General features: G+C 37.1%; 18 protein-coding genes. 15 read left to right on the top strand and 3 right to left on the bottom strand.

From position 1 onward, the window contains the following. Positions 1 to 32: 32 nt before the first annotated feature. Positions 33 to 959: an aspartate carbamoyltransferase catalytic subunit gene (locus ACWPKD_RS02050; protein ID WP_455411014.1), complete on the bottom strand. Its 927-nt coding sequence runs from the start codon at positions 957 to 959 to the stop codon at positions 33 to 35. Between the two features lie 22 nt (positions 960 to 981). Next, complete coding sequence (gene pyrR, locus ACWPKD_RS02045; RefSeq protein ID WP_455411013.1) at positions 982 to 1,533, bottom strand: bifunctional pyr operon transcriptional regulator/uracil phosphoribosyltransferase PyrR; 552 nt, start codon at positions 1,531 to 1,533, stop codon at positions 982 to 984. A gap of 254 nt (positions 1,534 to 1,787) precedes the next feature. Between pyrR and ACWPKD_RS02040 the strand changes: the two genes are divergently transcribed. The 9 genes from ACWPKD_RS02040 (at position 1,788) to ACWPKD_RS02000 (ending at position 8,550) form a co-directional block, all read left to right on the top strand. Continuing rightward, positions 1,788 to 2,651 carry a hypothetical protein gene (locus ACWPKD_RS02040; RefSeq protein WP_455411012.1) on the top strand — a complete coding sequence of 288 codons (864 nt, stop codon included), beginning with the start codon at positions 1,788 to 1,790 and terminating at the stop codon, positions 2,649 to 2,651. A 131-nt stretch (positions 2,652 to 2,782) separates the two neighbouring features. Next, positions 2,783 to 3,661, top strand: a complete 879-nt coding sequence (locus ACWPKD_RS02035; RefSeq protein WP_455411011.1) for a pirin family protein — start codon at positions 2,783 to 2,785, stop codon at positions 3,659 to 3,661. Positions 3,662 to 3,819: 158 nt separating this feature from the next. Continuing rightward, positions 3,820 to 4,134, top strand: coding sequence for a GNAT family N-acetyltransferase (locus tag ACWPKD_RS02030; protein WP_455411010.1), 315 nt, complete (start codon positions 3,820 to 3,822; stop codon positions 4,132 to 4,134). Between the two features lie 24 nt (positions 4,135 to 4,158). Beyond that, positions 4,159 to 4,773: a hydrolase gene (locus ACWPKD_RS02025; RefSeq protein WP_455411009.1), complete on the top strand. Its 615-nt coding sequence runs from the start codon at positions 4,159 to 4,161 to the stop codon at positions 4,771 to 4,773. Positions 4,774 to 4,776: 3 nt separating this feature from the next. Beyond that, complete coding sequence (locus ACWPKD_RS02020) at positions 4,777 to 5,664, top strand: pirin family protein (RefSeq protein ID WP_455411008.1); 888 nt, start codon at positions 4,777 to 4,779, stop codon at positions 5,662 to 5,664. Positions 5,665 to 5,902: 238 nt separating this feature from the next. Beyond that, a complete protein-coding gene (locus tag ACWPKD_RS02015) occupies positions 5,903 to 6,511 on the top strand; it encodes a TlpA family protein disulfide reductase (RefSeq protein ID WP_455411007.1) in 609 nt (202 codons plus the stop codon). A 2-nt stretch (positions 6,512 to 6,513) separates the two neighbouring features. Continuing rightward, positions 6,514 to 7,800 (top strand): sensor histidine kinase, encoded by a 1,287-nt coding sequence (locus ACWPKD_RS02010; RefSeq protein WP_455411006.1) that lies wholly within the window; start codon positions 6,514 to 6,516, stop codon positions 7,798 to 7,800. Positions 7,801 to 7,814: 14 nt separating this feature from the next. Beyond that, positions 7,815 to 8,252 (top strand): response regulator, encoded by a 438-nt coding sequence (locus ACWPKD_RS02005; RefSeq protein WP_455411005.1) that lies wholly within the window; start codon positions 7,815 to 7,817, stop codon positions 8,250 to 8,252. A 37-nt stretch (positions 8,253 to 8,289) separates the two neighbouring features. Continuing rightward, entirely contained in the window at positions 8,290 to 8,550 is a 261-nt protein-coding gene (locus ACWPKD_RS02000) for a hypothetical protein (RefSeq protein WP_455411004.1), read from the top strand. Between the two features lie 85 nt (positions 8,551 to 8,635). Here ACWPKD_RS02000 and ACWPKD_RS01995 read toward each other — a convergent pair whose 3' ends face one another. Continuing rightward, the gene (locus ACWPKD_RS01995) at positions 8,636 to 9,172 is read right to left on the bottom strand and encodes a helix-turn-helix domain-containing protein (protein ID WP_455411003.1); all 537 of its coding nucleotides are present in this window, start codon (positions 9,170 to 9,172) and stop codon (positions 8,636 to 8,638) included. A gap of 274 nt (positions 9,173 to 9,446) precedes the next feature. On the opposite strand from ACWPKD_RS01995, the gene ACWPKD_RS01990 reads away from it, so the two are divergent. The 6 genes from ACWPKD_RS01990 (at position 9,447) to ACWPKD_RS01965 (ending at position 13,967) form a co-directional block, all read left to right on the top strand. Next, positions 9,447 to 10,397 (top strand): hypothetical protein, encoded by a 951-nt coding sequence (locus tag ACWPKD_RS01990; protein ID WP_455411002.1) that lies wholly within the window; start codon positions 9,447 to 9,449, stop codon positions 10,395 to 10,397. 136 nt (positions 10,398 to 10,533) lie between these two features. Continuing rightward, positions 10,534 to 11,280, top strand: a complete 747-nt coding sequence (locus ACWPKD_RS01985; protein WP_455411001.1) for a glycoside hydrolase family 25 protein — start codon at positions 10,534 to 10,536, stop codon at positions 11,278 to 11,280. Between the two features lie 59 nt (positions 11,281 to 11,339). Beyond that, positions 11,340 to 11,951, top strand: coding sequence for a DUF4303 domain-containing protein (locus tag ACWPKD_RS01980; RefSeq protein ID WP_455411000.1), 612 nt, complete (start codon positions 11,340 to 11,342; stop codon positions 11,949 to 11,951). Between the two features lie 84 nt (positions 11,952 to 12,035). Beyond that, the gene (locus tag ACWPKD_RS01975; RefSeq protein ID WP_455410999.1) at positions 12,036 to 12,548 is read left to right on the top strand and encodes an O-acetyl-ADP-ribose deacetylase; all 513 of its coding nucleotides are present in this window, start codon (positions 12,036 to 12,038) and stop codon (positions 12,546 to 12,548) included. After that, positions 12,538 to 13,143, top strand: a complete 606-nt coding sequence (locus ACWPKD_RS01970; protein ID WP_455410998.1) for a hypothetical protein — start codon at positions 12,538 to 12,540, stop codon at positions 13,141 to 13,143. Before ACWPKD_RS01975 ends, ACWPKD_RS01970 begins: the two co-directional genes overlap by 11 nt. Before the next feature lie 62 nt (positions 13,144 to 13,205). Beyond that, positions 13,206 to 13,967 (top strand): hypothetical protein, encoded by a 762-nt coding sequence (locus ACWPKD_RS01965; protein ID WP_455410997.1) that lies wholly within the window; start codon positions 13,206 to 13,208, stop codon positions 13,965 to 13,967. Positions 13,968 to 14,008 lie beyond the last annotated feature (41 nt).

Raw genomic sequence — 14,008 nt, 5'->3', positions numbered from 1 at the left:
GTTACTGAAAACCGAAAACTGTGACTGCTAACTTACTTAATCTTCTGCGCCAGCAAATAAATAACCGCCATACGAACTGCCACCCCATTTTCTACCTGATTAAGAATCACAGACTGTTGAGAATCAGCTACATCAGAAGTAATTTCTACTCCACGGTTAATTGGTCCCGGGTGCATGATTACGATTTCTTTGTTTAAAGAATCCAAAAGGGCTTTATCTACACCATATTGCTGGGAATATTCTCTTGTGGACGGGAAGTAATTTACATCCAAACGCTCGTTTTGAACACGAAGCATATTTGCTACATCACACCATTCCAAGGCTTTACGAAGATTTGGCTCGTATTTCACACCTAGAGATTCAATGTATCTCGGAATTAGTGTTTTAGGCCCGCAAACCATTACTTCAGCACCTTGCATCTGTAAAGCGAAGATGTTTGACAAAGCCACACGTGAATGAAGAATATCTCCAACGATTACAACCTTCTTTCCTCCTACATCACCAAGTCTTTCCCTTATAGAATAACTGTCCAATAAAGCCTGAGTCGGGTGTTCGTGTGCGCCGTCTCCTGCATTTACAATACTTGCTTTTACGTTTTGGGATAGAAAATAAGCCGCTCCCGGGTTTTTATGACGCATTACCACCATATCCACTTTCATCGAAAGGATGTTGTTCACCGTATCGATTAAGGTTTCCCCTTTTTTTACAGAAGACTGTGCCGCTGAAAAACTCATGACATCGGCAGAAAGTCGTTTCTGGGCTAATTCAAAAGAAAGTTTGGTTCTTGTACTGTCTTCAAAGAAAATATTAGCAATGGTAATGTGCTGTAAAGACGGTACTTTTTTGATCGGACGATTGATTACTTCCTTAAACTGATCTGCGGTTTCAAAGATTAAATCAATATCGTTTTTGTTGATGTATTTTATTCCAAGTAAATGATTGACACTTAAATCCTTCATTGTATGTTGTGTTGTTGTATTCTTAGTTGATTGTTGTTTTCGCTACCAAAAGCACCTGATCTTCCCCGTCATTTTCCTTCCAGTTCACAATCACTTTTTCGTTGTTGATGGCATCTACCTGTCTTCCGCGATAATCCGGCTGAATCGGTAAATCCCTGCTGAATCTTCTGTCGATCAAGGTCAAAAGCTCAATTCCTGAAGGTCTTCCAAAAGACTGGATCGCCGTTAAGGCAGCTCTGATACTTCTTCCCGTATACAGCACATCGTCTATGAAAACCACCTTTTTGTCTTCTACCAGAAAATCAATTTGGGTTTTGTTGGCTTCAAGCGGTTTTTCGTTTTTTCTGAAATCATCCCTAAAAAAGGTAATGTCCAGAAAACCAAGCTGAATACTGTTAATATTGTAATCCTGCTCTAAAAGCTGTTTGATTCTTTCGGCTAAATATTTACCGCGAGGCTGGATTCCGATAAGAATAGTGTTTGAAAAATCGAGATGTTTTTCGATTAACTGACAGGCCAAACGATGCAGAATGATATTGACTTCTTTTGAAGTGAGCAATACTTTTTGACTCATATTGAAGTGTTGTGTTTGGGGTGTAAATGTACGATATTTTTGTTAATCTACTAATTCAGTACCTGGATATTTAGGCCGTCGCAAACCGAATTGCTTTTCATCGGTCAAATTTGACGATCATCTACAAAAAATAACACTTTGTGTTTTTAGTCGCTAAAACCCTTATTATCAACGAAAAAACCACAATAAAATAAGATTTCAGGAGAAATTGAAATATTTTTAACATACTTATTAACAAGTAAATATACTGGATCATGAAAAAAATTAATTACTCCAACAGTAGTGTGGCTATTTATTGTCTGAGTGTTTGCTTCTTCATGTTAACGGCCTGTCAGCCGGAAGAGAGCATCGAAACCAATGTTACATCTGACAAATCGTCACAAACCCTTGCCAGAGCAGGCGATTGTAATTCAGAATGCATTGTACCCGGAGGACCGTATTTTGAAAATTCAGAATCAAAAGTTATTAATTGGGGGAACCGCACAAAAACTATCGAGGTTAAGTATTACAACACAGAAACGCATTTTGTAGTCATGGCCAAAAGCACGAACGGCTGGGCAGATTTACTAAAAAACAGCGTATCGGTATGGACTGCAGGATCAGTGGCAGCAAACACCTGGGCAACTTATTCTTATCCTCTTCCTTCGGGTTGGGAAGCCTGTGATCTGGAATCTTTTGTACTGGAAGTTGCCGGCAACGGACCACCTGCAAAATTTGTCGTAGATTACAATCTGATCGGTGTTTGCAATGATGGTTGTGAGACAGAGTTTACCGGAGATGTACTGGCATCCGGAGACACCAAAGAAGCTGTTTACACTTTTACTGCTAACAGTGATTACGATTACATTAAAATCCAGGGAGGATTAACCAATTTTGTTGGTACCAATGCCATCGTTACAGTAACGGGAGGTAATTTAGAGGTATCACAATCAACACCTGGTGGCAGTACAAACCGAATCATTAAAATAAAAGGAAGTGTTTCGGAATGCGAAAAAATCACAATACACGTTACTTGGAATTCCATCAATACCGATGGAATCATAACAGGAGACTGGTCTGTCAAGAACCGATTGGGATCAGACATCACACATCCTGTAAACGCATTGCGTTCCAACTAAGCAACCAACTATTTTCAAAGAAAGCTGTGCCTAAAACCGCAGCTTTTTTTTATGAAATTTCTTAATCTAAATTAAGTACTTTCCGAATTCTGATGCAGTAACTTTGTGTATCAATTTAAAAGAATAAAACAATGGCAACAAAAAATATAGAATTGGTAGCCGAGCCAAGAGCACCGCATTTTGTAGGGGACGGCTTCAGAGTTCACAACTTTATCCCAAGCGGTTTTCGTTTGGATATGGAACGCATGAGCCCTTTTATTATGCTGGATTACAACTCTAAATACAACTTCCCTCCTTCTGAAATTCCAAAAGGTGTCGGTGTACATCCGCACCGAGGTTTTGAAACCGTAACCATTGCTTACAAAGGCAAAGTAGCGCACCATGACAGTGCCGGCGGTGGCGGAATCATCGGTGAAGGCGATGTACAATGGATGACGGCAGCTTCGGGGGTTTTACACAAAGAATACCATGAAGAAGCATTTAGCAAAACTGGCGGTGAATTCCAGATGGTGCAACTTTGGGTCAATTTGCCGGCTAAAGACAAAATGAGCCAACCGAAATATCAGGCAATCACCAACGCTGAAATGGGACGTTATGAACTAGATAATGATGCTGGTTTCATCGAAGTTATTGCCGGAAATTATAAAGATGTAAAAGGTCCGGCTTCAACATTCACACCCGTAAACATGCAAAACGCCAAACTGAACAAAGACGGAAAAGCAACCTTCTCGTTCCCAGCCAATTTCAACACGGCGGCATTGGTAATCGAAGGAAGCATCAAAGTGAATGATTCCGAAATCGTTCCAACAGATCATTTCGTTCTGTTTGAAAATGAAGGCGAAGAATTCACCATAGAAGCTCTTGAAAATTCAGTAGTATTGGTTTTAAGCGGCGAACCAATTAACGAGCCGATTTTCCCTCACGGTCCATTTGTAATGAATACCAGAGAAGAAATCGTTCAGGCGATTGACGATTTTAATAATGGTAAATTTGGGCACCTTGAGGATTAAGAAAGGGGAAATTCCAAATTCTAAATTCTAAATTCTAAATATAAAATAACCGTATAAGTCATATAAGTTTTAACCTTCTTGTGCTTATATAGCTTATATGGTTAAATTTAAATTCTAAATAAACACATAACCAAATCCACACATAATCAATAAAAAACATGAAACCTGAATTCGAACACATCCCACTTGTCAAAAACGAAGAAAACCATCGTTTTGAAATTACTTTTGACGGACACAAAGCCTTTATTGATTATAAAGAACGTCCGGAAAAAATCACTTTGATTCATACTGAAGTGGAACCCGAACTGGAAGGCAAAGGCGCTGCAACTGCCGTAATCGAAAAAACGCTGGAGTATATTGAACAAAACCATTATAAACTTGTTCCGCTTTGCCCATTGGTTTTTGCCTACATCAAAAGACATCCGGAATGGAAGCGCATTGTAGCCGAAGATTTTAAAGGATTTGAGGAATAAATCTTAATTTAACTACAATTTGTTATGAGCAGTAAATCACCCATCCGAGACCCCGAAAACGATCACTTATTAAGTCCTGAAAATTCAGCGCTTATTATCATTGATTATCAACCAATTCAGGTTTCCTCTATCAAATCCATGGATCAAACTTTTTTGGTCGAGCAGATTGTCCGTCTGGCAAAAACGGCTAAAGTTTACAATATTCCCGTAATTTTATCGACGGTAAACGTACAAACCGGAAGAAATCAGGACACCATTGCGCCTTTAAAAGAAGTTTTGGCATTAGAACCTTCCTATGACCGCACCAGCATTAACGCTTGGGAAGACAAGGAGTTTTATGATGCGGTTAAAGCAACCGGCAGAAAAAAACTAATCATGGCAGCACTCTGGACAGAAGCCTGCCTAACCTTTCCTGCATTAGACGCTCTAAAAGAAGGATTTGAGGTTTTTCCAGTGGTTGATGCTGTTGGCGGAACATCATCGGAAGCACATGCAATTGCGCTCAGAAGAATGGAACAGGCCGGGAGCCAGCTTATTTCGGTGAACCAATTGCTATGTGAATTACAGCGGGATTGGAACCGGGAAGCCACAGTGCCGGGCTTTTTTCAGGTATTATTTAAAGATGGAAAAATACATTAAACTATGTCAAACGTACAATTAATCATAGAAGAACGCTCAGCCGATATCGGGAATTTCATGGTAGGCCGATTGCTTCCTTTCCGCGAAAAAAGAACCGTTGGCCCTTTTGCTTTTATTGACCATATGGGGCCAACCTGCTTAAAAGACTATCAGAATCTAGACGTGGGACCGCATCCGCACATTGGGCTTTCCACACTGACTTACCTTTTTGAAGGCAGCATCATGCACAAAGACAGTCTTGGAACCGAAGTGGAAATCCAGCCCGGAGCCGTAAACTGGATGACTGCCGGAAAAGGCATTGTCCATTCGGAACGTACACCGCAATACCTTCGAACTTCCGATAAAATGTTGCATGGTTTACAAATCTGGGTGGCACTCCCGAAGGAATTGGAAGAAATGGAACCTAGTTTCACCCACGTGGAAAAAGACGATTTACCGCATTGGGAACAGGACGGTGTTTCCATCAAACTGATTGCCGGTGAAGCTTTTGGCAGAAAATCCCCAGTTCCGGTTTACAGCCCGATGTATTTTCTGGAAATCAAATCGACTTCGGCACAAAAAGTAAGAATTGGTGATTATTTATTTGGTGAAAGTGCTTTGTATATCCTTGAAGGCAGCATCAAGAGCGAAGAAAACGTATTTGAACCCAAACAAATCCTGATTGCCAAAGACAGCAAATTATGTGAATTCGAAATGGCCGAAAATACGACCGTTTATATTTTTGGTGGGGAAGCTTTCCCGGAAGAACGCTTTATTTACTGGAACTTCGTTTCCTCAAGAAAAGTGCGCATCGAACAGGCCAAAACCGATTGGGAAAACCAAACCTTTCCGAAAGTTCCAGGTGAAACCGAATTTGTTCCCTTACCTCCTGCCCTAAAAAATTTCAAATAAACCACAATTTGGCTTATAAATAAAACCCTACTTTTTACAAGCTGTTTTAAATTTGCTGATTTTATTCACAATGACAAAAAAAAAATTGATTCTGTAAGTTTTTTTTCATAACTTGCTTAGGCTTTAGTTTCTCTTTTTCAACAAAAAAGAGGGATTAAAGATTTAAGCAAAGTGGTTATTTACCCCCTTTCCTAAATTCATCTCGTTACTTTAATTACTAAGTGGAAATTTTTGAAAAATGGGACTTAAAATCAAAATAGTACTTACAATATGGTTTGCCATTATACTTGCTGCTATATCTTTTCTCTTTTGGCGTAATGAGTACAAATACAGTTTACCGACTCCCCTGCCTAAAGACTATCAAACTGTTGCCATAGGCGAACACATAAATCTTAACGGAAAGCTTGCAGCAAAAAAAAGCAAGCCCCTTTTCCTGCACTTTTTTAACCCGGATTGCCCTTGCTCCCGTTTTAATGTTCCTCACATTGAATCTTTGGTAAAAAAATATGGCGATAAAATCTCATTTGCCATCGTTGTAATCAACAAAGACAAGAGCTATAACGAACAGGATATTCAAGATAAATTCGACTTGACAATTCCTGTTTTATTTGATAAATCCATCGCAACTTCCTGCGGCGTTTTTTCAACCCCACAGGCTGTAATTCTTGACGAAAATCATAAGCTGTACTATCGTGGCAATTACAATAAAAGCCGTTACTGTACTGACACTAAAAGCTATTTTGCACAAATGGCTTTAGATTCCCTACTAAATAAAAATCAGAATCCTTCCTTTAGCGACCTTGCCTTAAAAGCGTACGGATGTTCATTACCAAATTGTGAAAAATAATTATGACAAAGGAATCAGAAAATACAGAACAGTCCGTGCATATTCAGGAGTTTCTTTCTGCAATAAAAAGAAAATCTGATAATTTAATTAACTATTTTATTTTCAGCTTTTTTGTTGCCGGCTTACTACTTGCCTTTTATTATGACACCTGGGAAATTGCTATTGGAGTTGGAGGTTTGTCAGTCGTTGCCTATTACTCTGCAAAATTCGCCTTGCCGGAATCAAACCTTTATCAGTATGTACTTAGTACTGTGTTAGGGATTTTTATGGCGCAATATATTTACCAGATGCACGGTATGTTCGAAATGCACTTTACAGCATTTGTAGCCAGTGCAATACTTATTACCTATCAAAACTGGAAACTACAGATACCCCTTGCATTGGTTGTGGCCATTCACCATGGACTATTCGGTTATTTGCAATACATCGGTTTTGAGGAGATTTATTTCACGCAGTTGGATTATATGTCGCTGCAGACCTTTATTATTCATATAGTGCTGGCAACTGCAATTTTCGGACTTTGCGGATTATGGGCGTATCAATTTAAAAAATACAGTGAAGCCCATATCGAACTGACTTTTAAGAAACGGGAAATTGAAAATCAGGAGCTGAAAACGGCAAATTATGAACTGGACCGTTTTGTTTACAGCACCTCACATGATTTACGCGCACCACTGAATTCAATGCTTGGCCTTATTGAAATTGCACAGGACGACACCTCTGATGAATTAATGCAAGGGCATCTCCAAATGTTAAAAGGAAACGCCAAAAAACTCGATGGTTTTATTTGTGACATTCTAGACTATTCCCGCAACTCACGCATGGAAATCCATAAAGAACCTATCAACTTTTATGAGCTTCTCGAGGATGTGACGCAAAATCTGAAATTTATGGGCGACACTAACAGAGTAGTTGATTTCAAAATTGATATCAGTGGTGATATTCCCTTTCATTCCGATAAAAACCGTCTGGTTACCATTTTAAACAATCTCATTTCAAATGCCATCCGGTATCAAAATCCTAATGTTACCGATCCTTTTGTCAATATAAAAATAGATTCTTCCACTACCGAGGCAAATATTGTTATCAGTGACAACGGTATCGGAATCCGCAAAGAATTACATCCGAAAATATTCGATATGTTTTATCGGGTATCGCATGAATCTGTTGGCTCAGGCCTCGGGCTTTATATCGTAAAAGAGGCAATCAGCAAACTTAATGGTAATATAGAAGTGCAATCTGAAATTGGTGAAGGAACCACATTCGCTATTAAAATCCCAAATAACTAAACTAACTTTTACTTATGGATCATACAATTACAAACCCTTATTTCAAAAAAATTCTCGTTATAGACGATAGCGCAACAGATCGTTATATTGCAAAACGATTGGCAGAAAAAAACCATTTTGCAGAAGAAGTCGTTTTACATGAATCCGCAATTGAAGCGCTCAACTATCTGATTTCATTAGAGAATACGCCACAGATGCTTCCTCAGCTTATCTTCCTCGATATTAATATGCCGGGAATGAACGGTCACGAATTCCTTGATGAATACTCAAAACTTTCCGAAACAATCAAGACAAACTGCATCATCATGATGATTACCACTTCGGTACACCCTGATGATCTGAAACGGGCCGAAGAAAATCCTTGTGTAATCCGCTTTCTGAACAAACCACTGGATAAAGAAAAACTTGAAAGCATCAAACAGGATTTTCCTTTGAAAAAGCAATTTGTTTAAAAGTTAGCGGTAATGGCGTGACGACACAATAACAACAATGAAACGAATACTTTTCACAATTGGCACAGCGGCTTTAACAGTAATAACAATCCTTTTGGTATTGGTATTTGCAGAACGTCTGGCACTAAATTATAATTCAGAAGGAAACTATTTCGATGAAAATACTGCTATAGTTTATCACGAACAGGCAGTATTGGTTTATGGGATTTTATCTGTACTTTTTCTGGGAATGACTTTGTTATTGACCTGTTTGACGATAAAAACATTTAAGAAAGACAATAAGAGAGACAAAATGTAATTTACTGTCCGTCAAAATTGAAAAAGGTGTTTAGTCCATTTAATTCTCCGCTATTCTATAAGGTTGAAGAATAGGAAAAAAAAAATCAGGATTGCTCATTATAGCGCTCCAACTCTTTTTTTAATTCCTTTTGATACTGCTGCACCGCCTTTAATTTAAGTTCGCATTGTAACTGAACGGTCTTGCCATACTTATCAATGCCTCTCTTGGCTTTAATGCGCAAAACTTCTGTTAAACCCTGTGAAAGTTTATCTTTTTCCGAAGTTTCGGTTTCCAGAAACGCGGCTAATTCCAAAACGGAAACGCTTTTCTGATACTTCGCTTTTAATTGCTCCAGTTCTCGGTTTAGCAGGTATACTTCCATTTCGCTGTTGCTGAGTTCCCGCTCAAGCATTGGTATGCATTTGGCGTTTTCCGCTTTATCGTGTATCACTGTGGTGTTTTCCTGCTGTTTGCTTTGTACGTGATTGTACAACGTAACGAGTTTCAGCATTTTGGCGGCTGGTAAATCCCGTACCCCGAGTTCAAACATCGCGATTTGGCTTTTGGTCGTTTTTAACAACATAGCTAATTCTTCCTGTGTGATGCCTAAAGTGGTTCTAAAGTCCCGGTTGCTTACCATACGAATTGATTTTTATAAGACTGTGATTTTTTTTTCGCAGTTTTTTAATTTGATCACAAGATTGTGATTTTATTTTAAAATAAAAAATTCTGATCACAGTTTTGTGATTATTTTTTTTCAAAATTATTTTTGATCACAGCTTCTCGCAATCATAGGTTTTAAAAACAAGGTGCTTTTTTGATTGATTGTCTTGCAGGAATTTTAGTATATTTGGTTGGTGTAGATGTCTTTTGAAAACGTATTTAGAAGTTGTACGCAATCTTATTCCAAAAACATGATTAATAAAATCTTTATATTCTTACTATTATTTAGCTTTCAGTTCTCTAAATCACAGGTTGTTAGAATTGAAGGGACTGCTTTAAATACTTTTAAGGTAAATGGTTTTGTTGGAATTGATGTAAATGATACATTAAGAAAATTTAGAAAGAAAGCATTTGACTCAAAAAATTGGGACGGCTATCAAGAATTATGTAAGAATAAAAAATATGTAACACATTCTGATTCAACAGGTCATTTCATTATTACAGCAAGACTCACAGATTCAATTTTCTTTTCTGTTCACAGACATATTACACAAAAATATTTAGTCTCTGATTTGCTCAAAATGAAAAGTATAAAAATTCAATTAGAACGAGAACCTTGCGTAGAATATGTGAGTTGTGAACAAATTGAACCAACAAATTACTATATTTTTATTGGAAAAAAAATCGACGTGACTGGAGAAATACAGCCTTATTACTGTAACGACATTGAGTTATTTGATGCAAAGTTCAAGTCAATATATAAAATCGAGAAAAATATTTATGGAAATTTTCCTAAGAATATAATAACTTTTACTGCTTTAGATCATTTTGGGAAACCAAACTTTAGCAAATATGATAATGTTCTACTTTTTGTGGGGGAGTATTGTGGAAAACTGTATCACGAAAAATATCAGTATTTTGATTTATATAAAACAAAAAATGGAAAATGGGCATGCCCTGGCAGTCCTTATAAATACAATAAATACCAAAAAGATAAAGTAATCAAACCTAAAAAAATCAAATTTGACAAATCAGTTTGGTTTGATGTTTCTAATTTAAACCCTAAACTTATTGAACAAGAATATCCAAAGGAGTTTTACAAAATAATAGACAACAAGGCAGTACCGTTTATGGGAACTTATGTCGAAGAATTGATAACCGTTAAAGGATATAACCTAAAAGCAAAAATTAATACAAAATAAAAACTAATGCTATCAGTAGTTTTAAACAACAGTTAAAACAACAACCTATCAAAAAAACATCCGTCACTGCATTTACTTGTGACGGATTTTTTATTTTTACAAAAAATCTTACATTTTTAATTTTCAAAACAATTGTATGACAACACAACTACGTTTCCTCCTATTCTCTTTGATTACGTTTTTTTCAATCGGTTATTACGCAAAAAATAAAGCGAATTTTAACGATATTCAAACGGAAAATAAATCCAATGCCGATACTTTGGTTTACGGCATCGATATTTCTCATTATCAGGGTGATGAAATTGATTATCTGAATGCCAAAGGAAATAAACTCTCTTTCGTAATCTGCAAAGCCACGGAAGGCGTTACGTATACCGATCCGGATTTCAAAAGCAATTGGGCTATGATTCAGGGCAATGGTTTTGTTAGAGGTGCATATCATTTTTATCATTGTTCGGATGATCCGACGCAGCAGGCTAATTATTTCCTTTCTACCATCGGACCCCTTTCCAGTACCGACTTCCCTCCCATTGTGGATTTCGAAGAAAACAGTATTGACAAAGGCTGTGACAAGACGCTCATCCAAAAAAACTTATTGACCTTTTTAAAAATCCTCCAGCAAAAAACAGGAAGAAAGCCCATTTTGTATACCGATACCAATATCGGGAACGCGCAAATCAACAATCCGGCTTTTGGAAAATATGCCTTATGGATCGCCGACTACAACAATGGCAGCACCCCAAATATCCCGGCGGTTTGGAAGAACAATTCCTGGACGATATGGCAAAAAATGCCTGATTACAGTTTAAATAGTTACAGTAACGACTATGATGTTTTCAACGGTAATGATGATGCTTTTATTAAATTCCTTCAACAGAATTAGCAATAACTGCACGATTTTTAATAATGTATTTTTACTTTTGACCAAGACAATTATCAACTATGGCTAAACAATGGTGGCAATTTTGGGTGCCAAAAACACCTAAATCCGAAAATGTGCAGGATGTTTTCTGGAATTCCGAAAAATGGGATAACTTAAAAATCAGCATAAAAACAGCGGTTTCCGAAAATGTGACCAAACTAAAATCTGAGCATCCGGATTTATATGCTTATGCCATTCATCCGGGAGATGAATATGAAGTGAATGAGCTGGTTCCGTCTTATAATACACTTTCCAAAATAAAAAGCGATGATGCTTATTATAAGTATAGTGTAGACGAATGGGACAATTACGATACAACCGCCCTAAACGCATTAAATCCTTTATTTACTGAAATTAATAATGATTTCAGAATTACATTCAGTCATCTTGAACGTGAAACTGACGCTATGTATGATGAGGAAGCGAAACTGTTTACTAAATTCATGGGCGTTATTTTATCGGCTTTAAAAGAATTAAAAGCAGAAAACAGTGTATTCAACTTTAATACAGGTAATGATTTTGTTGTAATTTGGTTTTCCGATTCGGATTCCAAGTGGATTATTAAAGCTGTTGAAGAACTGAATTCGAAAGAAGTCCACGAGGAATTCAGTGCCTTGTGGTTTTGTACTTAATTAGTAAAATACTATCATGAAAAATATCGTTTTTGCATTCCTTCTGGTGTTTTCTCTTTCATGCAAATATAAAATCCAAACACAATGGGAAAAATAAACGTAATCGAAGGCGATATAACCAAGATTAAAGTTGATGCAATTGTAAATGCCGCGAATACGTCTCTTTTGGGCGGCGGCGGTGTTGACGGCGCCATTCATCGTGCAGGAGGCCCGGAAATCCTTGAAGACTGCAGAAAAATAATAGCCAAACAAGGCGGCTGTAAAGTCGGTGAAGCTGTTATAACAACAGCAGGAAAATTACCAGCTAAATATGTAATCCATACCGTTGGCCCGGTTTGGAACAACGGCAACAAAAACGAAGATGAAAAACTGACCAATTGTTATAAAAATGCTTTAAAACTAGCGATTGAAAATAATTGCAAGACAATAGCATTTCCGGGTATCAGTACCGGAATTTACAGATTCCCAAAAGATAGGGCTGCCAAAATTGCTGTTACCACAATAAAGGATTTTTTAAAGGAACACCCTGAAATTGAAGAAGTAACACTTGTTAGTTTTGATAATGAGAGTTATGAAATTATGCTTAATGAAGTATAAACAGACTTTAGTGATTTTAAGCGATGAGCATATAACCAATGATACTTTATCCTCTTCAACATACACTAACCGTAAAAACTTAAAAAACACACGAATGAAAATCATACTGATACTGTTTTTTGGACTTTTTATCAATGTTTCCTTTTCACAACAGAAAGCCGAAAACAGGCTTATTAAATATGAAACGGATGAGTATTCTATTCAATATTATTCTGAAAATCTGAATTTTAATATCATTTCTGAAAAATGTGAGAACCTGTTTTGTACTATGTTTGAAATAACAAGGGATACTAATACTATTGAAAAACCCAAAATACCTCTAATAAAGTTAAAGGTCTCGGATTGCTCAAGACTTGGAAGCGGGACCTCTTCTTTCGAGAAAACAATCAATTCTGAAAATTACACACGAATAACAAGGCTGGACAATTATCAATTCTATGAAAAACGATTACGGGTTGACAAGTATATGTGGGTGCGTTATGTCTGTATTAAAAATCATAAAGTGTATACTTTAGAATGCCTGACCGAAATGAAAGGTTCTAATGAAAACAATGAAAAAGAATTAAGCATTATGAACACATTCCGAGTAAAATAACCAATATTATTCCGCTTAGCCGGCATCGCCACAAGCTGCAAAACATGTAAACTATTTAAACAATGACTATGCAAATAAAGTTCCTGGAAACCGATCTTTTTGACAACTATATAATTGAAGGACATACATCTTTAGATGAAGTAATCGAGGCGTTTCAAACCTTCAGAAAAAACAATACAGGCAAATCCATCATTATTACTTTAGATGATTTAGGTCAGGCCGAATATACCAGTACACATGCAACAATGTATCATGACCTTGATGATACCGAAGGATATGACTTGTCCGGAATCGACCCTGCGGCTTTTGAAGACGGGGAACATATCGGCTACCTTTCCACGCCATCCGAATTTTTCATACGAAAAGAGAATTTTTTAAAAAAGGCAAAAGAAGTCGATTTTTCAAACGTCTCAGAATGGGGCTTATCCCTTGGCGATGAAGAACTTTTATTGTTAGAAACCATCAACAAATCCCCTGTTGAATATTTGGACAAACAAATAATGGTAATGATCGTCCCGACAGACAAATCATACGAAGCCATCTGCGGGTTTCCAAACGGTTATTTTTCAGGCGACTTAAACCCTATGGAAAATTATGCTTTGGCCAAACATTTACACGACAAGTATGCTTATGATTTCTTTGGGATTGGGGCATCGCTTATAGGTTTTATCCGAAACCATGAATTAGACGAACAACAAGCAGGAGAACTGACAGCTGATTTACTGAAATTTTACAATTCAGATATATCTAATTTTGACAAAATGCTGGACATTGTAAAGAACAGCAAGTGTTTGCTGCTGAAATACATAGAGGGTTTCGAATAATAACTCAGCAGTTTTTTTGAGTGTTAAGGCGTGAAGTTTTT

Source organism: Flavobacterium pedocola (assembly GCF_053764385.1).
This window is presented reverse-complemented; position numbering and strand designations above follow the sequence as displayed.